The following is a 24,473-nucleotide window of genomic DNA, read 5'->3' as shown; positions in this document are numbered from 1 at the left end:
TGGGGGGTGTCATGGCGTGCTGCGCCGGCGTCCGGCCCGAGGCTTCCGGTCCCGATGCCCCGAACACCCCCACCCCTGCCCCTCCCCACAAGGGGGAGGGGGTCTCCCGGCAGGGGGAGGGGTTCTCCCGGCCGAGCGGGCTGCGACCGCTGCGACCGCCGACGTCCGCCGGGGACATGCCCCGCCCTCTCCGTTCGCCACCCTCCCCCCTTGTGGGGGAGGGCAGGGGTGGGGGTGTCACGGCGTGCCGCGCCCGGCGCCCGGCCGGAGGCTTCCGTTCCCGAATGTCCCGAACACCCCCACCCCTGCTCCTCCCCACAAGGGGCGAGGCGTTCACCGCCGCGCTTTGCCACACGCCGGCCTCCGCCCCCTTGTGAAAGCGCCGGCAACCGCTTAGCTCCTGTCCTCACTCGGGAGAGCAACGTGGCCTTTGGATTGATCGGCGGGGCGGGCATGGGGTTCGCGCTGGGCGGGCCGCTCGGCGCGCTGGTGGGCGTGCTCGCCGGGCATGCGCTCGACCGCCTGCTCGCCCCGGCGCCCAAGAATGCCGCCTTCTCCGTCGCCCTCGTCGCCCTGCTCGCCAAGATGGCGAAGGCGGACGGCGTCGTGGTGGAGGCCGAGGTGAAGGCGTTCCGCGAGGTGTTCGACATCCCCGAGGAGGACCTCCCCCAGGTGGCGCGCCTCTACGACCTCGCCAAGCGGGACACGGCCGGCTTCGAGGCCTATGCCCGCCAGGTGGCGGAGCTGTTCGCCGACGAGCCGGACACCCGCGAGGACCTTTTGGACGCTCTGTTCCACGTGGCGAAGGCCGACCACGCGCTGCACCCGGCCGAGCTCGTCTTCCTCGCCGAGGTGGGCCGCATCCTCGGCTTCACCGGCGTCGCCTATGAGCGCATCGAGGCGCGGCACGTGCGCCGGCCCGGCGATCCCTATGCGGTGCTCGACCTCGACCCCGGCGCCACCGACGCCGAGGTGAAGGCCCACTGGCGGGCTCTGGTCGTGGCCCATCATCCCGACCTCATCGCCGGCCGCGGCCTGCCGCCCGCCGCCATCAAGCTCGCCAATGACCGCGTCGCGGCGCTCAATGCCGCCTACGCCGCCATCGCCCGCCAGCGGGGACTGTCATGACCGATATCGAAGGCGCGGGGGAGGACCTGCCGTTCCAGCCCGATTCGCCGCTGGTGATCGCGCTGCGGCCGTCGCCGAACACCACCGTGCGCACGCTGCCCATCGACATGATCGTGCTGCACTACACCGGGATGGACAGCGCCCAGGCGGCCATCGACCTGCTGGCCGATCCCGAGAGCAAGGTCTCCAGCCACTATGTGGTGCTGGAGGACGGCGGCGTGGTGCAGATGGTGCCCGAGGCGCTGCGCGCCCACCATGCCGGGGTCTCCGTGTGGGAGAAGGAGACCGACACCAATTCCCGCTCCGTCGGCATCGAGATCGTCAATGGCGGCCATTCCGCCGGGCTGCCGGATTTTCCCGGCGCGCAGATCGACGGCGTGATCGCGCTCTGCCGCGATCTTGCGGCGCGCCACGCCATCCGCCCCGACCGGGTGCTGGCCCATTCGGACGTGGCGCCGGCGCGCAAGGAGGACCCGGGCGAGAAGTTCCCCTGGGGGCGGCTTTTCGAGGCGGGGGTCGGGCACCTGGTGCCGGCGGCGCCGCTCGGCGGCGGCGGCTTCCTGATGCAGGGCGACAGCGGGCCGCCGGTGGCGGCGCTCCAGGCCATGCTGGCGCTCTACGGCTACGGCATCGCGGTGACGGGCGACTATGACGAGGCGACGCGCATCGTCGTCACCGCCTTTCAGCGCCATTTCCGCCCGGCGCAGGTGGACGGGGTGGCGGACGGCTCGACCGTGCGGACCCTGCGCGACCTGATCGCCGCCAAGCCGGGGGACGCGCCCCGGGTGGCGTGAGGGGGGAGTTCGCGCGCCCGTCCGACGGAGGTCGTTTCCGCCGTCATGCCCGGCCTTGTGCCGGGCATCCACGCCGTGCCGCCCGTGCGCGGCATGGGCATGTGGCGCCTGGCCGCCGGGCGTGGATGGCCGGGTCAAGCCCGGCCATGAGGGAATGGTGGCGGTGGCTTCGGGCGGACCCGATGCGCCTCAGGCGATGCCGGTGCGCAGCAGGTCGTGGATGTGCAGCACCCCCACCGGCTTGCCGTCGTCCACCACCAGCAGCGCGGTGATGGCCTTGGAGTTCAGCAGCAGCAGCGCCTCCGAGGCGAGCTGGTCCGGACGCACGGTCTTGGGCGCCGCCGTCATGATCTCGCGCGCGGCGCGGGCGGTCAGGTCGTTGGACATGTGGCGCCGGAGGTCGCCGTCGGTGACGATGCCGAGCAGCCGGCCGTCTTCGCCCACCACGCCGACGCAGCCGAGGCCCTTGGCGCTCATCTCCACCAGCGCCGCGCCCATCGGCGTGTCGCCCGCCACCAGCGGCACCGCGTCGCCGCCGCGCATCACGTCGCGCACGAACTTCAGGCTGGCGCCCAGCTTGCCGCCGGGGTGCAGCTGGCGGAAGTCGAGTGCGGTGAAGCCCCGGCTCTGCAGCAGCGCCACCGCCAGCGCGTCGCCGAGCGCGAGCTGCATCAAGGTGGAGGTGGTGGGCGCGAGCCCGTGCGGGCAGGCCTCGGGCGCGGTCGGCAGCGCCAGCACCACGCTGGCGCTGGTGGCGAGCGCGCTCTCGGGGTTGGAGGTGAAGGCGATGAGCGGCACGTCGAAGCGCCGCGAATACTCCACGAGGTCGCGCAGCTCCACCGTCTCGCCCGACCAGGAGAGGGCGACGATCACGTCGTCGGGCGTGATCATGCCGAGGTCGCCGTGGCTCGCCTCGGCGGGATGGACATAGTGGGCCGGCGTGCCAGTGGAGGCGAGGGTGGCGGCGATCTTGCGCCCCACATGCCCGCTCTTGCCCATGCCGGTGACGACGACCCGCCCGTGGGCGTTCTGGATCGTGGCCACGGCCACCTCGAACGCCGCGCCGAGCGGGCCTTCGAGCGCGGCCTTGAGCGCCGCGAGGCCGGCCTGCTCGGCCTCCACCGTGGCGAGCGCGGATACCACCGAGGCGGAATGGATGTGCGGCACGGGATCTGCCGGAGCTTTGTGGGCCGTAGGACGCATGGTCGCTTCTCGATAGCACCGATCGGGCCGGAAGGGGAGCCGAACGCCCCGCCGTCGGGGCGCGGTATTCAGATGCCGGGAACGCCCAGCGGAATGCGCTTCAGCAGCCGGAAGGGCGCGCCCCGCGCCTCCTCCACGAACACGGCGAGGTCGGTGATCTCGGTCGGCACGCGCGCCCCGGAGGCGGCGAAGGCGTCGGCCAAGGCGTTCAGCGCATGCCCCTGCTCGGCGTCCGCCAGCGGGCCCGTGAGGGTCATGTGGAAGCGGAACTCCTCCAGCACATAGGGATAGCCGTAGGCGTCGAGCAGCGCGACCTGGCGCTCGCTCAGCAGATGCGGCCGCCGCCGCGCGCGCTCGCCGTCCGACAGCGGCGCGCGCAGCGGGTCGAGGCCGGCGACGACGCAGGCGGCGATGTCCTCGAGCGTCGGCACGGCCACCGGCGGCGTGAGCGCGACGAAGCGGCCGATCGCCGTCACCGCAAGCGGCGGCAGCTCGAACGGCCGGTGCTCCGCCGCCACCTCCGCGGCCGCCTGGAGCAGGGTCGCCTCGTCGACGCCCGGCCCGAGGCTGAACGGCGCCTTCAGCGTGCCGTGGAAGCCGTAGCGGCGCGGCTCGGCGGTGATCGCGTGCCAGCGCTCGGCATCGAAGCCGGCGAGCTCGGGCGGCGCCGGCGCCGCGCCGGTCTCGGCATCGCGGCCGACCATGGCGCAGCCGAAGCGCCAGAGGGCGCTGTCGGCGTCGGGGGCGAGATAGACCGCGTAGCGCATGGGGCGGCTCAGCGCGGCAGGAACGGGTTGGACGCCCGCTCGTCGCCGATGCTGGTGAGCGGCCCGTGCCCCGGCAGGCACACGGTGGTGTCGCCGAGCGGCAGCAGCTTTTCGACGATGCCCGAGATCAGCTGGTCGTGGCTGCCATAGGCAAAGTCCGTGCGCCCCACCGAGCCGCGGAACAGCGTGTCGCCGACGATGGCGATGCCGGCGGGCCGGTAGACATAGACCAGGTGGCCCGGCGTGTGGCCGGGCACGTGCAGGACCTCGAAGTCGAGGTCGCCCACCTTGAGGGTGTCGCCCTCGCTCATGTAGCGGTCGGGCGTCACCGCGCGGGCGCCGGCGATGCCGTATTTCGCGGCCATGTCCGGGATGCCGTCGATGATGAACTGGTCCGCCGCGTGCGGGCCTTCCACCGGCACCTTGAGGCTCTCCGCCAGCTCGGCGGCGCCGGCGGCGTGGTCCACATGGCCGTGGGTGAGGACGATCTTCTCGATCTGCGCCCCGGTCTCGGCGATGGCGGCGCGGATCTTGTCGAGGTCGCCGCCGGGGTCCACCACCGCGCCCTTCATGGTCTTGGTGCACCAGACGATGGAGGCGTTCTGCTGGAACGGCGTGACCGGGACGATGGCGATCTGGATGGGCTGCTGGTCCATGGGGGTCCTTGGAAAGGCTGGTCCGGGTGCGCCCCTGAGGGGCCCGGCGGAAGGAGGGCGCCGCGCTGCGGCTGTCCCGCCCTAGATAGTCGCTCCCGCGCCGCCGCGCATCCGGGCGCGGCGGCAATGCGCCTTTGCGCCGGTGCCCGCGCGGCGATGCGTCAGTCCTCGTCGCCGTGCGCGCTGCGGATGCGGCGCACCACCGACCAGACCCCCAGCACCGCGACCGGCACGGACAGCGCGGTCAGCAGGCCCACGTCGAGATGGAGGCCGGTGAGGCGGGCGTCGATGCCGCTCTCGTGGATGCCCTGGAACACGTGGTGGATCAGGCTGACCACGTAATAGGAGATGGCGGCCACCGAGAGCCCCTCCACCGTGCGCTGCAGGCGCAATTGCAGGCGGGTGCGCTCGTTCATGGCGCTCAGCAGGTCGCGGTTCTGCTGCTCCAGCTCCACGTCCACGCGGGTGCGCAGGAGGTCGGCGGCGTTGGCGAGCTTGCCGGCGATCTTCTCCTGCCGGTCCTCCACCGCGAAGCAGGTGCGCATGGCGGGCGCCATGCGGCGGTCGAGGAACTGCTGCCAGGTGGGAAAGCCCGGCACCGCCACCTCGCGGATGGCATTGAGGCGCAGCCGCACGATCTCCATGTAGGCGCGGCTGGCGCCGAAGCGGAACAGCGAGGCGGTGGCGCCGGCCTCGATCTCGGAGGCGAGCGCCACCAGCTCGTCGAGCAGCTCGTTGTTGGCGGCGAGCCCCTCGGTGAGGGTCATCTCCTTGGCGGCGTCGGCGAGCCGGCTCTCGATGCGCGAGATGACCGGCGACAGGCGCTGCGCCTCCGGCAGGCCGAGCAGCGCCAGCGTCCGGTATGTCTCCACCTCAAGCAGGCGCTGCACCAGGGCGCCGGCCGCCTCCGCGCCGAGGCCCCGGTCGCGCACCAGGATGCGCACGAAGCCGGAGGGATCGGCCATGAAGTCGGTGGCGATCTCGCCCTGGCCGTCGCCCACGTCCGAGCGGGCGAGGCTGGCGCGGTCGAACACCTTGTCGAGCAGGAAGTCCTCGGCGGTGTCGGTGACGAGGTGCAGGTCCACCGCCACCAGCAGCGGGCCGGGCTGCGGCACCTCGCCGAACGGGCTCGCCAGCGTCGCCGCCGGCGGCTGGAACGGCAGCGCGCCGGGGACGATCTCCGGGCAGGGCATGTCCCAGGTGTAGGTGCAGAACTCCGCGTGGCTCTCCCAGCGCAGGTTGGCGCCGCCGAACGACACCGAATGGTGCTTCGCCCCGGGCGCCGGCGTGGGCAGGCCGCGGGAGGCGCACAGCTCGGCGATGGCGGCGCGGTCCTTCTGGGCCGCCGCCGCGTCCAGCAGGAAGCCGGCATGCAGGAAGCGCCGCGGCGTCTGCGCCGGCACGAACGGACGGGCGTGCAGCTCGCCCAGCACCGCCGCGCGGAGCGGATGGGCGGACAGAAGCCGCCCCTCGCCGATGAGGAGATCCGCCGATCCCGATGCCGCCCGCTGGTCCATGAGGATGATCCCGAAATGCTCCTCACCGGTGCTTGCACGCCATGCGGGCCCGATCAAGGCGCAGGGCTGACCTTCTTGGTCGCAGCAGGCTGCGTCACAGAGGCCGCGTCACAGATGCCGCAGCACGCGCGCGGGCGGCGCGTTCAGGGCGCGAAGCGTCGCCAGCAGGCCGAGCGAGACCGTCACCGCCAGCGCCCCGAGCGCCGCGCCGAAGGCGACGGTGGCCGAGAAGGTGAAGCCGATCTCCATCACGAACACCGCCACCCCGTACGCGGCGAGGCTGCCCGCGACCACCGCCACCACGGCGGTGGCGAGGCCGATGCCGGCATATTCGAGCGCGAAGGCGGCGATGAGACGCGCCCGTGTCGCCCCGAGCGTCTTCAGGATCACCGCCTCGTAGACGCGCCGCTGCTGGCCCGCCGCCAGCGCGCCGGCGAGAACCAGGAGCGAGGTCAGGAGCGTGACCAGGCTCGCCGCGCGGATGCCGAGGGAGAGGTTCTCCACCATCCGCCGCGCCTCCTCCAGCGTCTCCTTCACCCGCACCACGGTGATCGCCGGCCAGGCGGCCGCGACCTGGTTCAAGAGCGCGATCTCCCCCGCCGTGTCGGCGCCGCCGGGGAAGGTGAGGGTCGCCAGCATGGAATAAGGCGCGCCGGCGAAGGTCGCGGGCGAGAACACCATGACGAAATTGATGCCGAGCCGCTCCCACTTCACCTCGCGCAGGTTGGCGATGCGGGCGGTGATGACGCGGCCGAGCACGTTCACGCTCACGCTGTCGCCCACCTTGAGGCCGAGGCCGGAGGCGATCCTGGCGTCGAACGAGACCAGGGGGGCGCTCTCGTTCGCGTCCCACCAGGTGCCCTCCACGAGGCGCGAGCCTTCCGGCAGCGTCGCGGAGAAGGTGATGCCGCGGTCGCTCTGCAGCACCCAGGCGGCGTCCGCCGAGGGCCGCACCGCATCCGCCGGCACGCCGTTCAGCGACAGGATGCGCCCGCGCAGCATGGGCACCGCGCGCAGCGCCGCGCCGGGCGCCCGGGCGGCGATGAAGCGGGCGAACGCCTCCTCTTCGGTGCTGGGTACGTCGACGAAGAAGAAGCTCGGCGCCTCCTCCTGCACCGGGCCGGCCAGCTCCTGGGTGAGCGAGCGGTCGATGAGGCCGATCGCCACCATCAGCGACAGGCCGAGGCCGAGGGAGAGCACCACGGTCGGGGTGAGCGCGCCCGGGCGGTGGGTATTGGCGAGCGCCAGGCGCGGCACCACCGAGCGCGGCCGGGGCAGGCGCCGCGCCAGCGCCACGAGGCCGAACCCCACGAGGCGCAGCAGGACGAACACGCCCACGGCGGCGGCGATGAAGATGGCCGCCGCCTTGACGTCCACGGCGCTCGCCAGCGCGAGGACGACGAGGCCGAGCCCCATGAGCGCCGCCGCGACCAGCGGCAGGCGCGGCAGGCGCGGGCCGGGCTCGCCCGTGGTGTCGCGGAACAGCAGGGCGGCGGGCGTCTCCTGCGCCCGCGCCAGCGGCAGCACCGTGAACAGGCCGGCCACCAGCAGCCCGTAGAGGGTGGCGAGGCCGAGCGTCGCCGGGTCGAGCCGCGGCGCCACCGGGTAGGGGATGACGGCGGAGAGCGCCGCCGCGCCGGCGAACGGGATGGCGGTGCCCACCGCGAGCCCGGCGGCGATGCCGATGGCGGCGATCACGCCCATCTCGATGCCGTAGGCGGCGAACACCTGGGCGCGGGTGGCGCCGAGCGCCTTCAGGGTGGCGATGGTGGCGCGCTTGGCGGCCAGATGGCTCGACACCGCGTTGGCGATGCCGACCCCGCCCACCAGCAGCGCGGTGAGCGCCACCAAGGTGAGGAACTGGCCGATGCGGCCCATGCTGCGCTCCAGCTGCGGGGTGGCACCGTGGCGGGTGCGCATCTCGAAGCCGGCGTCGTCGAAGCGCGCGTGCGCCGCCTCCATGAGGTCGTCCAGCGCTTGCGGGCTCGCGTCCGGCAGCAGCAGCCGGTAGCTCCATCGCACCAGGCTGCCCGGCTGGATCAGGCCGGTGGCGGCGAGGTCGCCGGCCGAGATCAGGAGGCGCGGGCCGAGGCCGATGCCGGCGGAGAGCTTGTCCGGCTCCGAGACCAGCTCGGCGCGGATCTGGAAGGTGGCGTCGCCGAGCTTCACCTGGTCGCCGATCTGCAGCCCGAGGCGGGCGAGCAGCGCGGCTTCCGCCGCCGCGCCGGGCAGGCCGTGGCCGGGCGCGAACAGGGAGCCGGGCGGCATGGGCGGGGAAAGCTCCAGCCGGCCGGCCAGCGGATAGTCGGGGTCCACCGCCTTCAGCTCGGCCAGCGCGGCCTCGCCGCCAAGGGTGCGCGCCATGGCGCGCAGCGTCGCCACCCGGCTGACCTCGCCGCGCCCGGCGAGGAAGCTGAGCTCCATCTCGTTCGCCTCGCGCTGGGTGAGCGTGAAGGACGCGTCGCCGCCGAGGATGACGCGCCCCTCCCGGTCGAGCCCCTCGGTGAGCGCGCGGGCGAAGGAGCCGATGCCGGCGATGGCCGCGACGCCGAGCGCGAGGCACAGGAGGAACACTGTGAAGCCCTGCCGCGCCCCGCGCAGCTCGCGCAGGGCGAAGGCGAGGGCCGCCGGCATCCGGGGGCGCGCGGCGGGACGGCCGGCGGGCGCGCTCATGTCACCTCGGCCGCTTCGGGAACCACCACGCCCGAGCGCAGGCGCACCACCCGGCCGCAGCGGGCGGCGAGCCCCGGATCGTGGGTGACGATGACCAGCGTCATGCCGCGCGCGCGCTGGGCGGCGAAGATCAGGTCCATGATCTGCTGGCCGGTGGCCTCGTCGAGATTGCCGGTGGGCTCGTCCGCCAGGAGGATCTGCGGCTCGGGCGCGAGCGCGCGGGCGAGCGCCACGCGCTGCTGCTCGCCGCCGGAAAGCTGGGAGGGATAATGCGAGGCGCGTTCGCCGAGGCCGACCGCCGCGAGCTCCCGCGCCGCCCGCGCGAACGCGTCGGCGCGGCCGGCCAGCTCCAGCGGCACGGCGACGTTCTCCAGCGCGGTCATGGTGGGGATGAGGTGGAAGGACTGGAACACGATCCCCACATGCCGTCCGCGGAAGCGTGCGAGCGCGTCCTCGTCGAGGCCGGTAAGGCGGGTGCCGGCGACCTCCACGGTGCCGGCGTCGGCCCGCTCCAGGCCGGCCATCACCATGAGCAGGGTCGACTTGCCGGAGCCGGAGGCGCCGACGAGGCCCACCGCCTCGCCCGGCCGGACGGCGACGCTCACGTCCTTCAGCACATGGACACGGGCCGGCCCGGTGCCGAGATAGAGATCGATATGCGATAGGGAGAGGATGGGAGAAGGAGTGGCTATGTCGTCCATGCGCATCGCGGCGAGCAAGAATCCAGAGGCAGCGGGCAGGATCGTGCCCCCAGCGATCCCTTGCGCCAGCAAAGCATCATTCGCCGGCCGTGGGAACGCGGCGCCGATGCCGCAGCCCCGGAGGGCGATGCGGGGGAGGAGGGCCGCGCCCGCGCTGGCGTTCGCGCTCGCGGCGCTTCTCGCCCTGTTCACGTTCGCGTCAGAGGCGGCCGCGCGCCCGATCCGCATCGTCGCGTTCGGCGACAGCCTGACCGAGGGGCTGGGCCTGCCGAAGAGCCAGGCCTTCCCGGCGCAGCTGGAGGCGGCGCTGCGGGCCAGGGGACACGAGGTGGAGATCCTGAACGCCGGCGTCTCCGGCGAGACTGCGCCGCAGGGGCTGATGCGGCTCGACTGGTCGATCCCGCCCGGCACCGACGCGGTGATCGTCGAGCTGGGCGCCAACGACATGCTGCGCGGCCAGAACCCGGACGGCACCCGGCGCGCCCTGACCGAGATCGTGCGCCGCCTGAAGGCCAAGGGCATCTTCGTGCTGCTCGCCGGCATGCAGGCGGCGCCGAACCTCGGCGCGGACTATGCCGCGCGGTTCGATCCCGTGTTCCCGGAGATCGCCGCCCAGGAGGGGGTGCTGCTCTATCCCTTCTTCCTCGAAGGGGTGGCGGGCAGCCGGGCGCTGAACCAGCCCGACATGCTGCATCCCAACGCGCGCGGCGTGGCGGCCATCGTCGCCGGCATCCTGCCCAAGGTGGAGGAGCTGATCGGCGAGGTGAAGGCGAAAGGCGGGGCGGGGAAATAGCCGCCCCGCGCCTCAGCGGATGAACTGGTCGACGAAGCCGGCGCCGAGGCCGGCCTCGGCGTAGTGGCGCCGGCAGAGGTCGATCTTGGTGAACACGTCCTCGTAGCCCATGACGGCGCCGTCCGGGTCCACATAGATCATCGCGCCGTTCACCTGGAACAGGGTGATCATCTCCTCCACGTGGGCGTCCACCACCAGCGTGTGGGTCTCGCCCGGCGCCTCGTAGACATAGCCGCCCTCCTGCGCCACCCAGTCGTGCTCCAGGTAGCGCCAGGAACCCTTCAGCACGTAGCCGTGCACCGGCTGGGGGTGGCGGTGGCGCGAGAGCACGCCGGACTTGCGCACCTTCAGCAGGTTCACCCAGTAGCCGCGCGTCGCCGACAGGCACAGGGGGCGGAACCACACGTTCGGCTGCTGCGGCACCCAGACCCGCTCGTCCTCGGGGATCACGCTCGGGATGACGATCTCCGGCGGGCTCTCCTTCGGCTGGGGGTGGCGGTAGGGGATGCGCGCCTCGGCGGCGCTTTCCGGCGTCCTGGGGCGGCTGGCGAGGTCCGGCAGGGCCATGGCTTGTCTCCGTTCGGTCAGGCGGCGCGGGCAGGGGCGATGGCGCTCAGCCCCTCGAGCCGCTCCATGGCGTCGGCGATGTCGTCGGCGGCGATGGCGCGCTCGAAATTGCGGGCGTGGGGCGCGGCATGGGTGAGGCGGGCGATGGTCTGGACCATCTCCGCGCGCGGCGCGGCGATGCCGAAATCCTTCAGGCAGATGGGCAGGCCCACCTTGCGGTAGAAGGAGAACTGCTCGTGCATGAAGTCCTTGGAGCGCCGCTCCAGCAGGAACTGCACCAGCAGCGCATAGGCCACCTGGCAGCCGTGGAGCGCGGACGCGGTCTCCGGCACCGCCGTGAGGCCGCGCGTCATGGCATGGGCGATGGACAGGCCCGCGCCCTCGAAGCCGAGCCCGGCGAGCAGGAAGCACGCCTCCACCACCTTCTCGAAGGCGGCGTCCGGGGTCTTGGCCTCGGCGGCGGCGAGCGCGTCCACGGCGTGGGCGCGCAGCACCCGGTCGCACAGCTCGGCGAGCGCGGGCGCGGCGAGCGTCGCCCGGGCGCCGAACATGTTGGGCCCGTCCGCGCCGACGCACTGGGCGGCCTCGAAGCGCTTCACCAGCGCGTCGCCGATGCCGGAGACCAGCAGCGCCGCCGGCGCCCCGGCGAGGACCTCGGTATCCACCAGCACGATCTCGGGATTACGCGCCAGCCGGTCCACGCGCGCCAGCCGGTGGTCGTCGTCATAGAGCACGAACACCCGGCTGGTGGCGCCGTCCTGCGAGGCGGCGGTGGGCAGCGTCACGAGCCGCCGCCCGAGCGCATGGGCGACCGCCTTGCCCATGTCGACGCCCTTGCCGCCGCCCGCCGCCAGGACGAGGTCGGGCGCGAGGTCGCGCGCCGCGCCGGCGAGGCGCGCGGCGGTGGTCTGCGTGACCTCGCCCTCGAAGGACAATGTGGAGAAGGCGAGGCCCTGCGCCTCCAGCAGCGGCGCGATGCGCCGGCCGAGCGGCGCCGCCATCAGCGCGTCGGTGACCAGCAGCACCCGGCGCGGCGGGTCCGGCACCAGGTGCGCGGCGATCAGCGCGCCGAGCTCGCCGAGCGCGCCCGGACCCTGCACATAGAGGCTCGGCGCGCCGAGGACCTTGAGATTGCGCATGGGCGTTCCTCCCGTGTCTGGCGAGCCGGCCTCAGGCGATGGAATAGCCGCCGTCCACAGGCAGCACGGCGCCGGTGACGTAGCGGGCGGCCGGCGAGGCGAGGAAGCCCACCACGTCCGCCACGTCGTCGGGCTCGCCCCAGTGTCCAAGCGGGATGCGCGCGGTGATGGCGGCGCGGCGCTCGGGATCGTTCATGGCGCCGGCCGACAGGCGGGTGCGGATCCAGCCCGGGGCGACGGCATTCACCCGCACGCCGTCGCCTGCGAACGCGACCGCGAACGAGCGGGTGAGCTGGACGATGGCGCCCTTGCTCGCCGCATAGGCCGGGTTGCGGCCCGAGCCGAAGAACGACCACATGGAGGCGACGTTGATGACGCTGCCGCGCCTGAGCCGCAGCGCGTCGCGCAGGGCCATGGTCACCGCCTGCGCGCCGCCGAGATTGACGTCGATCACCTTCCGGAAACCGGCCGGCGAGAACTCCTCCATGTCGTGAAGGATGATTCCCGCCGCGTTCACCAGCACGTCCACGCCGGGCAGCCGGGCGGCGAGCCGGGCGATCGCCTCCGGATCGGTGACGTCGAGATCCAGGAAGGTGAATTTCGGGTTGTCGATGCGGGCCTCGCTGTCCCGCCCGACCGCCACGACGCGGCATCCCTCGGCGAGAAAGTGGCGCGCGCAGGCAAGCCCCATCCCCGTTCCGCCGCCCGTGATAACCGCGACCCGTCCGCTTAAATCGATTAGCCCATCCATGAAAAACCGACGCTCCGCTCCCGATTCGCCCCCGGTTGGTCCGGTGTGCGGCGCCAGCGCGCTCCGAAAGAGCGAGCCGGCGCGCGGAAACTAGCATGAGGCACGCGCGCCCGGCCAGAGTAGCGAGGCCCGTTGGGCGCGTGCCCAGACGATGTCGGGCAGGCGCCGCATACTCCAATTGGAGCATGATCGGACGGTCGCGAAAACCTACCGTCGACGGTGGTGCAATTTTCCGCGTCAGGCATAGGGCATGCTTTGTTCTCGTCGGCTTCCGCAATCGCCGCTCCCAACGTGCGGCATCCGCCGCGACGCAAGAAAGGCGCTCCATTTCTTCGGCTTCGCAATCGTGGCGGGCACGCTTCTCGCGACGGGAGCACAGGCCGACGAGGCCACATTCTTCGGCTTCTCATTCGAATCGACGCTTAACGAATTCAAGGCCGAGGCGAGCATATCGCCGCTGGAGAAGACGGCATTCAGGAATGCCTATCGCTACCATCGTCAGCCTGCGGCAAAAATTCCCGGCTTGAAGAATATAAGCTACGAAACAAACCTGTATTTCGTGGATGACGGCCGCCTTGGCCGGGTCGTGATCAATATCAAGGATGCCGGCGGCGGGCTCGACCTTCGCGGTTTTGCGGCGCCATCCATATTCCACGCGATCCGCAGGCAGATCGATCGAAAATATGCTCTCACAGGCCAGAGGCTCGGTTCATTTCTCGATAAATACATGCAGTGCGGCGCAAAGTGTGAGGCTCGGGATGCGTTTGGCACGAATTATGATGATCTTGCCATCGAAATGTGCAGCAGAAATAATCTTGACAACGTTTTTCTTTACACCGCTTTGGATGGCCTTCTAAAGGACGGTGCCACATCCGAAGACGTTGTTAATCTGTTTTCATTCTGCGAAAAGCAAAAATCATACATCAAATACACGTCTGACCAGCTGGACATCCAAATCCACTATGAGCCGAACAGGCCCGGCTCCGCCATGATCTCCCTGGTCGGGTGCACGAAGATGCCACATGCCAGCGGCTGTGAGCAGGTCGAGAAGGACCTGCGGAAGAAGAAAGAAAAGCCCTTCTAGCCCATCGGCCGTGATCCGGCCGCGTCCAACGGACACGGCGTGCGATCGCGCGCCGCCTGGCGACGCAGCATCGCCGCGCGCGGCACGTGGTCCGCGCGGCCACGGGCGACATTGATATCCGCGGCGGCGCCGGAGGCGGGACCGCCTGCGGGCATCAAAGCACCAGCCGGCCTGTAAGCCGGGTTCTGTACGGCGGGATCGCTCCCGCGCGGCGGCCATTCCTCTGGGACGCCGGTTGCCCGGCGCCTCTAGCAGTCAACCCGGACGGCGCCCCGGAGGCGGGGCTGGTTTCCCGTGCCGTCCCTATTCGACTTTGCTCCCGGTGGGGTTTGCCGTGCCGCTTCCGTTGCCGGTCGCGCGGTGGGCTCTTACCCCACCGTTTCACCCTGGCCTGTGCGCGCACAGGTGGTCTGATTTCTGTGGCACTTTCCCTGGGGTCGCCCCCGCCGGACGTTATCCGGCACCGTGTCTCCGTGGAGCCCGGACTTTCCTCGACGCCGAAGCGCCGCGGCCGCCCGGCCGGCTGGTGTCGTGCAGCAATGGGGATGGCGGCGCGCCGCGTCAAGCCCGCCGCCGCCCTTTGCCCCTCCCCCGACTTTGGTGTAACCCCCGTCCAAGGCTGCGGTCTTCCCACTTGCGCCGGCGTTAAAAAAACGTACGATCGTTTCCAAGCCGGACGGAACCGGCATCGGAGGAGACGGCCCGTGCCACGCTGCCCGCCATCGAGGCGCGCGCCAGCGGGCCTCATCTCCTCCCAAACCGGGCGAGGACGCTCATGGCCATGATCGAGGATGCGGTCGACCGCCGCTCCGACACGTACCGGCGCAACCGCGAGGCGCTCGAGGCGAGCGTCGCCGATTTGCGGGAGAAGGTGGAGCGCGCCGCCGAGGGCGGCGGCCCCGTCGCCCGCGAGCGCCACTTGAAGCGCGGCAAGCTGCTGCCGCGCGACCGCATCCGCACCCTGCTCGACACCGGCTCGCCGTTCCTGGAGCTCTCGCAGCTCGCCGCCTACGGCATGTATGACGACGAGGTGCCGGCGGCCGGCATCATCACCGGCATCGGCCGTGTCTCGGGGCGCGAGTGCGTGATCGTCGCCAACGACGCGACGGTGAAGGGCGGCACCTACTTCCCCATGACGGTGAAGAAACACATCCGCGCCCAGACCATCGCCCAGAACAACCACCTGCCGTGCCTCTATCTCGTCGATTCCGGCGGCGCCAACCTGCCGAACCAGGACGAGGTGTTCCCCGACCGCGAGCATTTCGGCCGCATCTTCTTCAACCAGGCCAACATGTCGGCGCTGGGCATCCCGCAGATCGCGGTGGTGATGGGCTCGTGCACCGCCGGCGGCGCCTATGTGCCGGCCATGGCCGACCAGTCGGTCATGGTGAAGAACCAGGCCACCATCTTCCTCGGCGGCCCGCCGCTGGTGAAGGCCGCCACCGGCGAGGTGGTGACGGCGGAGGAGCTGGGCGGGGCGGAGGTGCACACCCGCATCTCCGGTGTCTCCGACCACATGGCGGAGAACGACGCCCACGCGCTCGGCATCGCCCGCTCCATCGTCGCCGACCTCAACACCCGCAAGGGCCACAGCCTCGACATCCGCGAGCCGCGCCCCCCGCTCTACGACGCCAGGGAGATGTACGGCATCGTCTCGGCCGACCCGAAGCAGCCGTTCGACGTGCGCCAGATCATCGCCCGCATCGTCGACGCCTCCGAGTTCGACGAGTTCAAGCCGCTCTACGGGCAGACGCTGGTCACGGGCTTTGCCCGCATCTTCGGCTATCCGGTCGGCATCATCGCCAACAACGGCATCCTGTTCTCGGAGAGCGCGCAGAAGGGCGCGCACTTCGTCGAACTGTGCTGCCAAAGGAACATCCCGCTCGTCTTCCTGCAGAACATCACCGGCTTCATGGTGGGGCGGAAGTACGAGGCCGGCGGCATCGCCAAGGACGGGGCGAAGTTCGTCACCGCCGTGTCCTGCGCGAGCGTGCCGAAGTTCACGGTGGTGATCGGCAATTCCTTCGGCGCCGGAAACTACGGCATGTGCGGGCGCGCCTTCGACCCGCGCTTCCTGTGGATGTGGCCCAATGCCCGCATCTCGGTGATGGGCGGCGAGCAGGCGGCGAACGTGCTCGCCCAGGTGCGGCGCGACGGCATCGAGGCCAAGGGCGGCACCTGGCCGGCGCAGGAGGAGGAGGCCTTCAAGGCGCCCATCCGGCACCAGTACGAGGTGCAGGGCCATCCCTATTATTCCTCGGCCCGGCTGTGGGACGACGGCGTGATCGATCCCGCCGACACCCGCATGGTGCTGGCGCTGGCGCTCTCCGCCGCGCTCAACGCGCCCGAGAAGGAGACGCGCTTCGGCGTGTTCCGGATGTGATGGCGTCCTGTTCGACTCGCCCCGCGGCTGCCGCGCGACGCGCTCCCTCCCCCGCTTGCGGGGCAGGGATGGGGAGGGGGACGGCGCAGCGGTCACATGGACTCAGGGTCTTCCCTGAGCGGCTCCCGGCCTGCCCCCTCCCTGACCCGCAAGCGGGAGAGGGAAGCCCTCGAAGCGGCAGGGTTTTCGGAAGGACGATCCCATGAGCCTTCTCTTCACCGTCGCCAACGGCGTCGCCGTCATCACCCTCGACCGGCCGCAGGTGCACAACGCCTTCGACGACGCGCTCATCGCCGCGCTCACCCGCGCCTATGAGCGGGCGATCGAGGACCCCGCGGTCCATGCCATCCTGCTGCGCGCCAGCGGCAAGAATTTCTGCGCCGGCGCCGACCTCAACTGGATGCGGCGCATGGCGGGCTATTCCCGCCACGAGAACCTCGCCGACGCCATGGCGCTCGGCCAGCTGATGCACACCATCGACACCGCGCCGAAGCCGACGCTGGTGCGCATCCAGGGCTCCGCCTTCGCCGGAGCGACCGGCCTCATCGCCGCCAGCGACATCGCCGTGTGCGCGAGCGACAGCGAGTTCGCCGTCACCGAGGTGCGGCTCGGCATCATCCCCGCCGTCATCAGCCCCTATCTGGTCCGGGCCATGGGCGCGCGCCAGGCGCGGCGCTATTTCCTCACCGCCGAGCGCTTCTCCGCCGAGACCGCGCGCGCCCTCGGCCTGGTGCACGAGGTGGTTCCCGCCGAGGAGCTGGACGAGGCCATCGAGCGGCACCTGAAGGCGCTGCGGGCGGGCAGCCCGGCGGCCATCGCCGCCGCCAAGGCGCTGGTGGCCGCCGTCGACCGGCCGGTCGACCTGACGGTGGTGCAGGACACCGCCCGCCGCATCGCCGACCAGCGCGCCAGCGCCGACGGCAAGGAGGGCATCGCCGCCTTCCTGGAGAAGCGCAAGCCCAAATGGGGAACGCCATGAACAGGTCCGTCAGCCGGCCCATCCGCACCCTCCTGGTGGCGAACCGCGGCGAGATCGCCGTGCGCGTCATGCGCACCGCCAAGTTCATGGGGCTGCGCACGGTCGCGGTCTATTCGCAGGCGGATGCCGACGCGCTGCACGTGGCGGTGGCGGACGAGGCCTATCCCATCGGCCCGGCCCCGGCGCGCGAGAGCTACCTGAGGATCGACGCCATCCTGGAGGCGGCGCGCAGGAGCGGGGCGGACGCGATCCATCCCGGCTACGGCTTCCTGTCGGAGAATGCCGACTTCGCCGAGGCCTGCGAGAAGGCGGGCATCGTCTTCGTCGGGCCGCCGGCCTCCGCGATCCGCGCCATGGGCTCGAAGAGCGCCGCCAAGGCGCTGATGGAGACCGCCGGCGTGCCGCTGGTGCCGGGCTATCACGGCGCCGACCAGGACGAGGCGCTGCTCGCCCGCGAGGCGGCGCGCATCGGCTATCCGGTGCTGATCAAGGCCTCCGCCGGCGGCGGCGGCAAGGGCATGAAGGTGGTGGAGGCCGAAGCCGCCTTCGCCGACGCCCTCGCCTCCGCCAAGCGCGAGGCGAGGAGCGCGTTCGGCGACGACCGGGTGCTGATCGAGAAGTATCTCACCCGCCCGCGCCACATCGAGGTTCAGGTGTTCGCCGACAGCCACGGCGACGGCGTCTATCTCTACGAGCGCGACTGCTCGATCCAGCGCCGGCACCAGAAGGTGGTGGAGGAGGCCCCGGCCCCCGGCATGACCGCCGCGCGCCGCGCCGAGATGGGCCGCGCCGCCGTCGAGGCCGCCAAGGCGGTGGGCTACGTGGGCGCCGGCACGGTGGAGTTCATCGCCGAGGGCGACGGCTTCTACTTCATGGAGATGAACACCCGCCTCCAGGTGGAGCATCCCGTGACCGAGGCCATCACCGGCCAGGACCTGGTGGAGTGGCAGATCCGCGTCGCCGAGGGCGAGCGGCTGCCGCTCTCCCAGGGCGAGATCCCGCTCAGGGGCCACGCCATCGAGGTGCGCCTCTATGCCGAGGACCCGCAGAAGGATTTCCTGCCCCAGGTGGGGCGGCTGGAGCATCTGGCGCTTCCCTTCGGCGCGCCGGGCGCGCGGGTGGACACCGGCGTGCGGGCCGGCGACACGGTCTCGGTGCACTACGACCCGATGATCGCCAAGATCATCGCCGCCGGCGCCGACCGCGCCGAGGCGATCGCGCGGCTGGAGACGGCGCTCGCCAGGACCGAGGTGGTGGGCCTGTCCACCAACCGCGCCTTCCTGAAGGCCATCGCCTCCCATCCCGCCTTCGCGGCCGCCGACCTCGACACCTCCTTCATCGCCCGGCACCAGGCCGACCTCCTGCCGCCGCCCGCGCCCGTGGACGACGCCGTGGTGGCGCTGGCCGCGCTGTTCGTGCTGAAGGAGGAGGCGCGCCAGTCGGCCGAGGCGGTGGACGCGGCGGACCCGTGGTCGCCGTGGGGCCGTGCGCCCGGCTGGCGGCTCAACCGCGACGCCCATGTGGACCTCACCTTCGCCGACCGGGAGCGGCGCATCAATGTGCGCGCGCACTTCCGCCCCGCTGGCTTCGTGCTGGACCTGCCGGACGGATCGATGACGGTGGAAGGCGACGCCGATGCCGATGGCGCCATCCGCGCCCGGCTCGACGGCGTCGCGCTGTCCGCTCGCGTGGTGCGCTCGGGCGCCCATCTCACCGTGTTCGTGCGCGGCGGGGAATACGGGGTCGAGTTCGTCGACCCGCGCCTTGCCTCCCAGGCCGCCACCGGTACTGCCGGGCGCCTCGTGGCGCCCATGCCGGGCACCATCATCCGCATCGCCGTGAGCGAGGGCGAGGAGGTGGCGAAGGGGGCGGCGCTGGTGGTGGTCGAGGCCATGAAGATGGAGCACACCGTCGCCGCCCCGCGCGACGGGCGGGTGAAGGCGTTGAAATTCGCGGTCGGCGACCTCGTGGACGAGGGCGCCGAGCTGCTGGTCCTGGAGGACATGTGATGGCCCGGCCCGCTTCCGTGCGCATCGTCGAGGTCGGCCCGCGCGACGGGCTGCAGAACGAGCCGGGCACGGTGCCGCTCGGCGCCAAGGTGGCGCTCATCGAGGCCCTCGCCGATGCCGGATTGCGGGACATCGAGGCCGGCTCCTTCGTCTCGCCCAAATGGGTGCCGCAGATGGCGGACACCGCCGAGGTGCTGGCGGCGCTGAAGCGCAGGCCCGGCGTGCGCTACACGGTGCTCACCCCCAACCTCAAGGGCCTTGAGCAGGCGCTGGCGGCCGAGATCGCCGAGGTGGCGGTGTTCGCCGCCGCCTCCGAGGCGTTCTCGGCCAAGAACATCAACTGCACCATCGCCGAGAGCCTGGAGCGGTTCGTTCCGGTGCTCGACATCGCCCGGGCCAACGGCATCGCCGTGCGCGGCTACGTGAGCTGCGTTCTCGGCTGCCCCTATCAGGGCGAGGTGCCGGTGGCGAAGGTGGTGGAGGTGTCCGAGGCGCTGGTCGCCATGGGCTGCTACGAGGTCTCGCTCGGCGACACCATCGGCGTCGGCACGCCCGACAAGGCGAAGGCCATGGCGAAGGCGGTGGCGGACCAGATCGGCGTCCGGCGGACCGCGCTCCATTTCCACGACACCTACGGCCAGGCGCTCGCCAACGTGCTCGCCTGCCTCGACCTCGGCATCGCCTCGGTCGATTCGGCGGTGGCCGGGCTCGGTGGCTGTCCCTACGCCAAGGGCGCCTCCGGCAACCTCGCCACCGAGGACCTCGTCTACATGCTCGACGGGCTGGGCGTGGAAACCGGTGTCGACCTCGACCGGCTCGCCGCCGCCGGCCGTGCGATCACAGACGCGCTGGGTCGGCCTTCGGCCTCCAAGACCGCGCGCGCGCTGGCAGCCAGGGCCGGATAGCAGCGCACGGGGTCTCGGCCGGATAATTTTTGCCCGGTTTGTGGCATGGGCCGGCCATAGGCATTGACGCCAAAATGCTTTCGGGATCGGATCATGGCACCGCTTCCTCCGGCCGGAATGGAGCGGCGCGGGTCCGCCAGCATCCGCCTCCGGAGCGGCAGACATGCGGCAGGAGCGGAACGGTTCCGGCCGGTGGAGCGTCGATGGATCGCGCGCCGATAGCGTTTCTTCCGCGCCGTCAGCAGGGCGGAATCACCTGGCCGTTGCCGATTCTCATCGCCGTCGTGGTGGTCGGGGCCATGCTCGCCCTCGGCGCGCTGCTCATGTGGCAGGGCTGGAGCGTGGCGCGCGCCACGCTGCTCCAGTCGGCGCAGGACAGCACCCAGGCCATGGGCCGGCTCGTGGACGAGAAGGTCCGGCGCCTGATGGCGCCGGCCTCGGCGACGCTGAACTATCTCGTCAGCGACCCGGTGATGTTCGCGTTCGATCCGGGCGAGCGGCTGGAGCGGGCGGGCACCTTCGTCCAGATCCTGGAGAGCATCCCGTTCCTGTCGGCGGCCTATGTGGGCTATGAGAACGGCGAATTCATCCTGGTGCGGCCGCTGCGGTCAGACGCCGTGCGCGCCAGCCTCGATGCTCCGCCGGACGCGGCCTTTCTCGTGCAGAGCGTCGAGCACGACGTGCGCGGGCGGAAGCGGACCGTGTGGCATTTCCTGAACGCCGAGCGCACGCGGCTGCTGGCCCGCACCATCTCCGACACCGGCTTCGATCCGCGCACCCGTCCGTGGTATATCGACGCCGACCAGTCGCCGGGCGAGAGCCTCACGGCCCCCTACATCTTCTTCACCACCCAGAACATCGGCGTGACGCTGAGCCTCGCCTCGCGCGACGGGCAGGCGGTGGCGGGCCTCGACATCGATCTCACGGACCTCGGAGACGAGCTGAAGACGCTGCGCCTCACGCCCAATTCGGAGATCGCCATCGTCGGCGCCGATGGCAACGCCTACGCCTACACCGACCTCGCGCGCGCCTATCGCCGGGTCGGGGACGGCGTGCGGCTGAGCAAGCTCGCCGAGCTCGGCGTTCCCGCCCTCACCGCGCTCGGCGCGGCCAACCCCGCGGCCAACCGGCCGGTGAGCCTGGACGTGGACGGCAGCTCCTGGTTCGGCATCGCCATGCCGCTCGCGGCGTTTCCGGTCGGCCAGCTGAAGCTGCTCATGGCCACCCCCGACAGCGACCTGCTGGCGGGCATCCGCGCGGGCCTCATCCGCCAGGCCTGGCTCACCGCCGGCCTTGCCGCCTTGCTGCTGGTGCTGGGCTGGCTGATAGGCCATCGCCTCGGCCGCGACCTGTCGGTGCTGGCGCGCCAGGCCCAGAGGCTCACCCGCTTCGATTTCCGCCAGCCGACGGTGCGCGGCTCGATGATCCGGGAAATACGCCAGCTGGGGGAGGTGCTCGGGGAGGTCTGCACGACGATCCAGAACTTCCTCGCCACCACGGAGACCATCGGCAAGGAGCCCGGCCTCGACAACATGCTGGAGAAGGTGCTCCAGCAGACCGTGGCCTCCACCGCCTGCAGCCGCGGGGCGGTCTACCTCCTGGATTCACGGGACGGCGGCCTGGAGCTCGCCGCGGTGGCCGCGCCGGCGGCGCGCGCCGCGCCCGGAGCGCCGCTTCCCGCGCGGCTCGGCATCGGGGCGATCGCCGGCGAGGGCGGCGATCTCGTCCCGCTCGCCGCCACCCAAGGCCAGTTGCTCCAGCCGCTGACCGACCGCCAGGGCGCCCCCCTCGGCCTGCTGCTGCTGGAGCATCCGCGCGATGCCTCGCACGGCGGCGCCGAGTTCCGCGCCTTCGCCGAGCGCCTGTCCGGCGCCCTGTCGTCGGCGATCGAGACCCGGCGGCTGATCGAAGCCCAGCGCAAGCTGCTCGACGGCTTCGTGCACCTCGTCGCCGACGCGGTCGATGCCAAGAGCCCCTACACCGGCGGCCATTGCCGGCGGGTGCCGGAGCTGGCGACCATGATCGTCGACCGGATGACGCAGGAGGAGGACGGGCCTTTCAAGGCGTTCCGCCTGAGCGAGGAGGAGCGCCACGCGTTTCATCTCGGCGCCTGGCTGCATGATTGCGGCAAGGTCACGAGCCCCGAGCACGTGATCGACAAGGCCACCAAGCTGGAGGCGATCCACAACCGGATTCACGAGGTGCGCACGCGGTTCGAGGTGTTGTGGCGCGATGCCGAGATCGCCCATCTGCACCGCCTCTCCGCGGGGGCGGACCCGGCGCGTTCGGCGGCCGAGCTGGCCTCGGCCCAAGCGGCGCTGAGGGACGACTTCGCCTTCGTCGCCACATGCAATATCGGCGGCGAGTTCATGACCCACGATGCCGTCGCCCGGATCAGGAGCATCGCCGGGCGCACATGGCTGCGCCATTTCGACGACCGGCTCGGCCTCTCGCGCGAGGAGGAGCGGCGGCTCGGCGCCGCGTCGCCGGCGTCACTGCCGGCGCTGGAGCCGCTGCTCTGCGACCGTGACGGCGACATCATCCCCTGGCCGGGGCGGCATCCGCCGGTCCGCAAGGGCGACCCTGCCAACGTCTACGGCTTCGACATGTCGCTTCCGCCGCACCGGGAGAATCGCGGCGAGGTGCACAACCTCTCCATCCGCCGCGGCACCCTCACCGAGGAGGAGCGGTTCCTGGTGAACGACCACGTGGTGCAGACCTATGCGATGCTGAAGAGCCTGCCCTGGCCGCGGCACCTGGAGCGGGTGCCGGAGATCGCGTCCACCCACCACGAGCGCATGGACGGGACCGGATATCCGCGCCGGCTCGAGGGCGGCAAGCTGTCGGTCGAGGAGCGCGTCATGGCGTTGTCGGACGTGTTCGAGGCGCTCACCGCCGCCGACCGTCCCTACAAGCCCGCCAAGCGCTTGTCGGAGGCGCTGCGCATCATGGCGTTCATGTGCAAGGACGGTCATCTCGACCCGGTGGTGTTCGGGTATTTCCTCACGAGCGGCATCTGGCGGCTCTACGCCGAGCGCTTCCTGCGGCCGGACCAGAGAGACGAGGTCGACGCCGACGCCCTGGCGGCGATCGCCGGGGCCGGCGCGCCGGCGAACGGCGCGCCTTGACCCGATCCGCGCGGCGGATCGGGTCTCCATGCCCGGGATCGCATGAAGCCCGGATGCCGGGGCTGGCGGTGCGCGCCGGGCGCGCGTCCCGTCTCAGACCCCCGCCGGCTTCGGCGCGTGGGGCCGGCCGCCGAGCGCCACGTGGATCATCATCAGCTCGCCCACGTTCTCGGGCGTCAGCAGGCCCACCAGCCGGCCGCCGCCGTCGAGCACGCCGACGGCGGGCGCCTGCGCCTCGGTGATGAGCTTCAGCGCGGTGTCGAGCTTGGCGCGCGCATCGACGGTCGGCACGTCCGCCTGCATCACCTCGATCACGGGGGTCTGCGGCCCCTGGTCCTTCAGCGCGCGGATCATGGCGTCGCGGGTCAGGACGCCGCGCAGGCGCCCGCCGCCGTCCACCACCGGGAATTCCTTCTGCGTCGAGCGGATCAGCGCCTCGGCGGCATCGTCGACCGTGGACTGGGGCCCGAGGGTCTCGAAATGGGTGATCATCGCGTCCTGGACCAGATGGCCGCGCGAGGCCTCCTTGAGCTGCGCCTGTCCCGCCTCGCCCGAGGCGGCGAGGAACACGAACACGGCGATCACGATCAGCATCGGATTGCCGAAGATGCCGAGCAGGCCGAGGGCGATGGCGAGCCCCTGGCCGATGGAGGCGGCGAGCGAGGTGGCGCGCGCAAATCCGACGTTCATGGCGAGCACCGCCCGCAGCACCCGTCCGCCATCCATGGGGAAGGCGGGGATGAGGTTGAACACCACCAAGAAGATGTTCGCACCCGCGAGCTTGGCGATGAGCGAGGTGCCCGGGTCCTCGATCTTGGCGAGGTCGTCCACGTTCAGGCTGCCGCCGAGAACCAGGAGCAGCACCGCGGCGATCACCACGTTCACGGCCGGGCCGGCGAGCGCCACCACGAGCTCCTCGGACGGCTTCTCAGGGATGCGCTCCAGATTGGCGATGCCGCCGAAGGGCCACAGCGTGATGTCCGGCGTCTTCACGCCATAGTGGCGCGCCGCCACCACGTGGCCGAGCTCGTGCAGCAGCACGCACAGGAACAGGAGCGCGACGAAGATCACGCCCTCCCATGCCGCGCTCGACCCGCCCATGCGGTAATAGGCCGCCCAGATCCACACCAGGAACAAGAGGAAGGTGACGTGGATCCGGATGGCGGTCTCGCCGAACCGGCCGATCGTCAGCGACCATGGCATGATGCATCTCCTTTGCGGCCCGCTCCGCTCGGCCTGCGACGCAGGCGGACGCGGAAACGCGCGGTCCTCCCACACATAGCGGCTCGACGGCTG

General features: G+C 71.5%; 19 protein-coding genes and 1 other RNA gene. 9 read left to right on the top strand and 11 right to left on the bottom strand.

Going from position 1 to position 24,473, the window contains the following annotated elements; all coding sequences use genetic code 11:
- The first annotated feature begins 423 nt into the window (after positions 1 to 423).
- Together V5F67_RS00660 and V5F67_RS00655 are read left to right on the top strand one after the other, a co-directional pair.
- The gene (locus V5F67_RS00660) at positions 424 to 1,128 is read left to right on the top strand and encodes a TerB family tellurite resistance protein (RefSeq protein WP_394020921.1); all 705 of its coding nucleotides are present in this window, start codon (positions 424 to 426) and stop codon (positions 1,126 to 1,128) included.
- Positions 1,125 to 1,922 (top strand): N-acetylmuramoyl-L-alanine amidase, encoded by a 798-nt coding sequence (locus V5F67_RS00655; protein ID WP_394020922.1) that lies wholly within the window; start codon positions 1,125 to 1,127, stop codon positions 1,920 to 1,922. The genes V5F67_RS00660 and V5F67_RS00655 overlap by 4 nt, the downstream gene beginning before the upstream one ends.
- 189 nt (positions 1,923 to 2,111) lie before the next feature.
- On the opposite strand, the gene V5F67_RS00650 is transcribed toward V5F67_RS00655, so the two are convergent.
- The 6 genes from V5F67_RS00650 to V5F67_RS00625 form a co-directional block, all read right to left on the bottom strand.
- The gene (locus V5F67_RS00650; RefSeq protein WP_394020923.1) at positions 2,112 to 3,125 is read right to left on the bottom strand and encodes a KpsF/GutQ family sugar-phosphate isomerase; all 1,014 of its coding nucleotides are present in this window, start codon (positions 3,123 to 3,125) and stop codon (positions 2,112 to 2,114) included.
- 68 nt (positions 3,126 to 3,193) lie between these two features.
- The gene (locus V5F67_RS00645) at positions 3,194 to 3,892 is read right to left on the bottom strand and encodes a DUF1045 domain-containing protein (RefSeq protein ID WP_394020924.1); all 699 of its coding nucleotides are present in this window, start codon (positions 3,890 to 3,892) and stop codon (positions 3,194 to 3,196) included.
- A gap of 8 nt (positions 3,893 to 3,900) precedes the next feature.
- Entirely contained in the window at positions 3,901 to 4,548 is a 648-nt protein-coding gene (locus V5F67_RS00640; protein ID WP_394020925.1) for an MBL fold metallo-hydrolase, read from the bottom strand.
- Between the two features lie 161 nt (positions 4,549 to 4,709).
- A complete protein-coding gene (locus tag V5F67_RS00635) occupies positions 4,710 to 6,065 on the bottom strand; it encodes a DUF3422 family protein (protein WP_394020926.1) in 1,356 nt (451 codons plus the stop codon).
- A gap of 108 nt (positions 6,066 to 6,173) precedes the next feature.
- Entirely contained in the window at positions 6,174 to 8,738 is a 2,565-nt protein-coding gene (locus V5F67_RS00630) for an ABC transporter permease (protein WP_394020927.1), read from the bottom strand.
- Positions 8,735 to 9,439, bottom strand: a complete 705-nt coding sequence (locus V5F67_RS00625; protein WP_394020928.1) for an ABC transporter ATP-binding protein — start codon at positions 9,437 to 9,439, stop codon at positions 8,735 to 8,737. The genes V5F67_RS00630 and V5F67_RS00625 overlap by 4 nt, the downstream gene beginning before the upstream one ends.
- A 127-nt stretch (positions 9,440 to 9,566) precedes the next feature.
- On the opposite strand from V5F67_RS00625, the gene V5F67_RS00620 reads away from it, so the two are divergent.
- A complete protein-coding gene (locus V5F67_RS00620) occupies positions 9,567 to 10,232 on the top strand; it encodes an arylesterase (RefSeq protein ID WP_394020929.1) in 666 nt (221 codons plus the stop codon).
- 12 nt (positions 10,233 to 10,244) lie between these two features.
- On the opposite strand, the gene V5F67_RS00615 is transcribed toward V5F67_RS00620, so the two are convergent.
- From V5F67_RS00615 to V5F67_RS00605, 3 genes are read right to left on the bottom strand one after another with little or no spacing between them, the layout of a single operon-like run.
- Positions 10,245 to 10,799, bottom strand: a complete 555-nt coding sequence (locus V5F67_RS00615) for a 2,4'-dihydroxyacetophenone dioxygenase family protein (protein WP_394020930.1) — start codon at positions 10,797 to 10,799, stop codon at positions 10,245 to 10,247.
- 17 nt (positions 10,800 to 10,816) lie between these two features.
- Positions 10,817 to 11,938, bottom strand: coding sequence for a glycerol dehydrogenase (locus tag V5F67_RS00610; RefSeq protein ID WP_394020931.1), 1,122 nt, complete (start codon positions 11,936 to 11,938; stop codon positions 10,817 to 10,819).
- Between the two features lie 31 nt (positions 11,939 to 11,969).
- Complete coding sequence (locus V5F67_RS00605; protein ID WP_394020932.1) at positions 11,970 to 12,689, bottom strand: SDR family NAD(P)-dependent oxidoreductase; 720 nt, start codon at positions 12,687 to 12,689, stop codon at positions 11,970 to 11,972.
- Positions 12,690 to 12,939: 250 nt separating this feature from the next.
- On the opposite strand from V5F67_RS00605, the gene V5F67_RS00600 reads away from it, so the two are divergent.
- Complete coding sequence (locus V5F67_RS00600; protein ID WP_394020933.1) at positions 12,940 to 13,773, top strand: hypothetical protein; 834 nt, start codon at positions 12,940 to 12,942, stop codon at positions 13,771 to 13,773.
- A gap of 158 nt (positions 13,774 to 13,931) precedes the next feature.
- Here V5F67_RS00600 and rnpB read toward each other — a convergent pair.
- Positions 13,932 to 14,300, bottom strand: an RNA gene (rnpB, locus tag V5F67_RS00595) — RNase P RNA component class A.
- Positions 14,301 to 14,554: 254 nt separating this feature from the next.
- Here rnpB and V5F67_RS00590 point away from each other — a divergent pair.
- From V5F67_RS00590 to V5F67_RS00570, 5 genes are all read left to right on the top strand, one after another.
- Positions 14,555 to 16,156 carry a carboxyl transferase domain-containing protein gene (locus V5F67_RS00590; protein ID WP_394021063.1) on the top strand — a complete coding sequence of 534 codons (1,602 nt, stop codon included), beginning with the start codon at positions 14,555 to 14,557 and terminating at the stop codon, positions 16,154 to 16,156.
- A gap of 202 nt (positions 16,157 to 16,358) precedes the next feature.
- Complete coding sequence (locus V5F67_RS00585; RefSeq protein WP_394020934.1) at positions 16,359 to 17,135, top strand: enoyl-CoA hydratase/isomerase family protein; 777 nt, start codon at positions 16,359 to 16,361, stop codon at positions 17,133 to 17,135.
- Complete coding sequence (locus tag V5F67_RS00580; RefSeq protein ID WP_394020935.1) at positions 17,132 to 19,144, top strand: acetyl/propionyl/methylcrotonyl-CoA carboxylase subunit alpha; 2,013 nt, start codon at positions 17,132 to 17,134, stop codon at positions 19,142 to 19,144. The genes V5F67_RS00585 and V5F67_RS00580 overlap by 4 nt, the downstream gene beginning before the upstream one ends.
- Positions 19,144 to 20,049, top strand: coding sequence for a hydroxymethylglutaryl-CoA lyase (locus V5F67_RS00575; RefSeq protein WP_394020936.1), 906 nt, complete (start codon positions 19,144 to 19,146; stop codon positions 20,047 to 20,049). The genes V5F67_RS00580 and V5F67_RS00575 overlap by 1 nt, the downstream gene beginning before the upstream one ends.
- A 263-nt stretch (positions 20,050 to 20,312) precedes the next feature.
- Positions 20,313 to 23,177: an HD domain-containing phosphohydrolase gene (locus tag V5F67_RS00570; RefSeq protein ID WP_394020937.1), complete on the top strand. Its 2,865-nt coding sequence runs from the start codon at positions 20,313 to 20,315 to the stop codon at positions 23,175 to 23,177.
- Between the two features lie 93 nt (positions 23,178 to 23,270).
- Here the strand turns inward: V5F67_RS00570 and V5F67_RS00565 are convergent, their stop codons facing one another.
- Positions 23,271 to 24,380 (bottom strand): site-2 protease family protein, encoded by a 1,110-nt coding sequence (locus V5F67_RS00565; RefSeq protein WP_394020938.1) that lies wholly within the window; start codon positions 24,378 to 24,380, stop codon positions 23,271 to 23,273.
- Positions 24,381 to 24,473 lie beyond the last annotated feature (93 nt).

Source organism: Xanthobacter pseudotagetidis, from assembly GCF_043194795.2.
GTDB classification, from domain to species: domain Bacteria; phylum Pseudomonadota; class Alphaproteobacteria; order Rhizobiales; family Xanthobacteraceae; genus Xanthobacter; species Xanthobacter tagetidis_A.
The sequence above is the reverse complement of the archived record's forward strand: the minus strand, read 5'-3'. Positions and strand labels throughout refer to the sequence as shown.

What these genes read in the sequence shown, in the direction of transcription:
- V5F67_RS00655 (WP_394020922.1), top strand. Translation starts at nt 1,125, where the DNA reads ATGACCGATATCGAAGGCGCGGGGGAGGACCTGCCGTTCCAGCCCGAT.
- V5F67_RS00650 (WP_394020923.1), bottom strand. Translation starts at nt 3,125, where the DNA reads ATGCGTCCTACGGCCCACAAAGCTCCGGCAGATCCCGTGCCGCACATC.
- V5F67_RS00645 (WP_394020924.1), bottom strand. Translation starts at nt 3,892, where the DNA reads ATGCGCTACGCGGTCTATCTCGCCCCCGACGCCGACAGCGCCCTCTGG.
- V5F67_RS00640 (WP_394020925.1), bottom strand. Translation starts at nt 4,548, where the DNA reads ATGGACCAGCAGCCCATCCAGATCGCCATCGTCCCGGTCACGCCGTTC.
- V5F67_RS00635 (WP_394020926.1), bottom strand. Translation starts at nt 6,065, where the DNA reads ATGGACCAGCGGGCGGCATCGGGATCGGCGGATCTCCTCATCGGCGAG.
- V5F67_RS00630 (WP_394020927.1), bottom strand. Translation starts at nt 8,738, where the DNA reads ATGAGCGCGCCCGCCGGCCGTCCCGCCGCGCGCCCCCGGATGCCGGCG.
- V5F67_RS00625 (WP_394020928.1), bottom strand. Translation starts at nt 9,439, where the DNA reads ATGGACGACATAGCCACTCCTTCTCCCATCCTCTCCCTATCGCATATC.
- V5F67_RS00620 (WP_394020929.1), top strand. Translation starts at nt 9,567, where the DNA reads ATGCGGGGGAGGAGGGCCGCGCCCGCGCTGGCGTTCGCGCTCGCGGCG.
- V5F67_RS00615 (WP_394020930.1), bottom strand. Translation starts at nt 10,799, where the DNA reads ATGGCCCTGCCGGACCTCGCCAGCCGCCCCAGGACGCCGGAAAGCGCC.
- V5F67_RS00610 (WP_394020931.1), bottom strand. Translation starts at nt 11,938, where the DNA reads ATGCGCAATCTCAAGGTCCTCGGCGCGCCGAGCCTCTATGTGCAGGGT.
- V5F67_RS00605 (WP_394020932.1), bottom strand. Translation starts at nt 12,689, where the DNA reads ATGGATGGGCTAATCGATTTAAGCGGACGGGTCGCGGTTATCACGGGC.
- V5F67_RS00600 (WP_394020933.1), top strand. Translation starts at nt 12,940, where the DNA reads ATGCTTTGTTCTCGTCGGCTTCCGCAATCGCCGCTCCCAACGTGCGGC.
- V5F67_RS00590 (WP_394021063.1), top strand. Translation starts at nt 14,555, where the DNA reads ATGATCGAGGATGCGGTCGACCGCCGCTCCGACACGTACCGGCGCAAC.
- V5F67_RS00585 (WP_394020934.1), top strand. Translation starts at nt 16,359, where the DNA reads ATGAGCCTTCTCTTCACCGTCGCCAACGGCGTCGCCGTCATCACCCTC.
- V5F67_RS00580 (WP_394020935.1), top strand. Translation starts at nt 17,132, where the DNA reads ATGAACAGGTCCGTCAGCCGGCCCATCCGCACCCTCCTGGTGGCGAAC.
- V5F67_RS00575 (WP_394020936.1), top strand. Translation starts at nt 19,144, where the DNA reads ATGGCCCGGCCCGCTTCCGTGCGCATCGTCGAGGTCGGCCCGCGCGAC.
- V5F67_RS00565 (WP_394020938.1), bottom strand. Translation starts at nt 24,380, where the DNA reads ATGCCATGGTCGCTGACGATCGGCCGGTTCGGCGAGACCGCCATCCGG.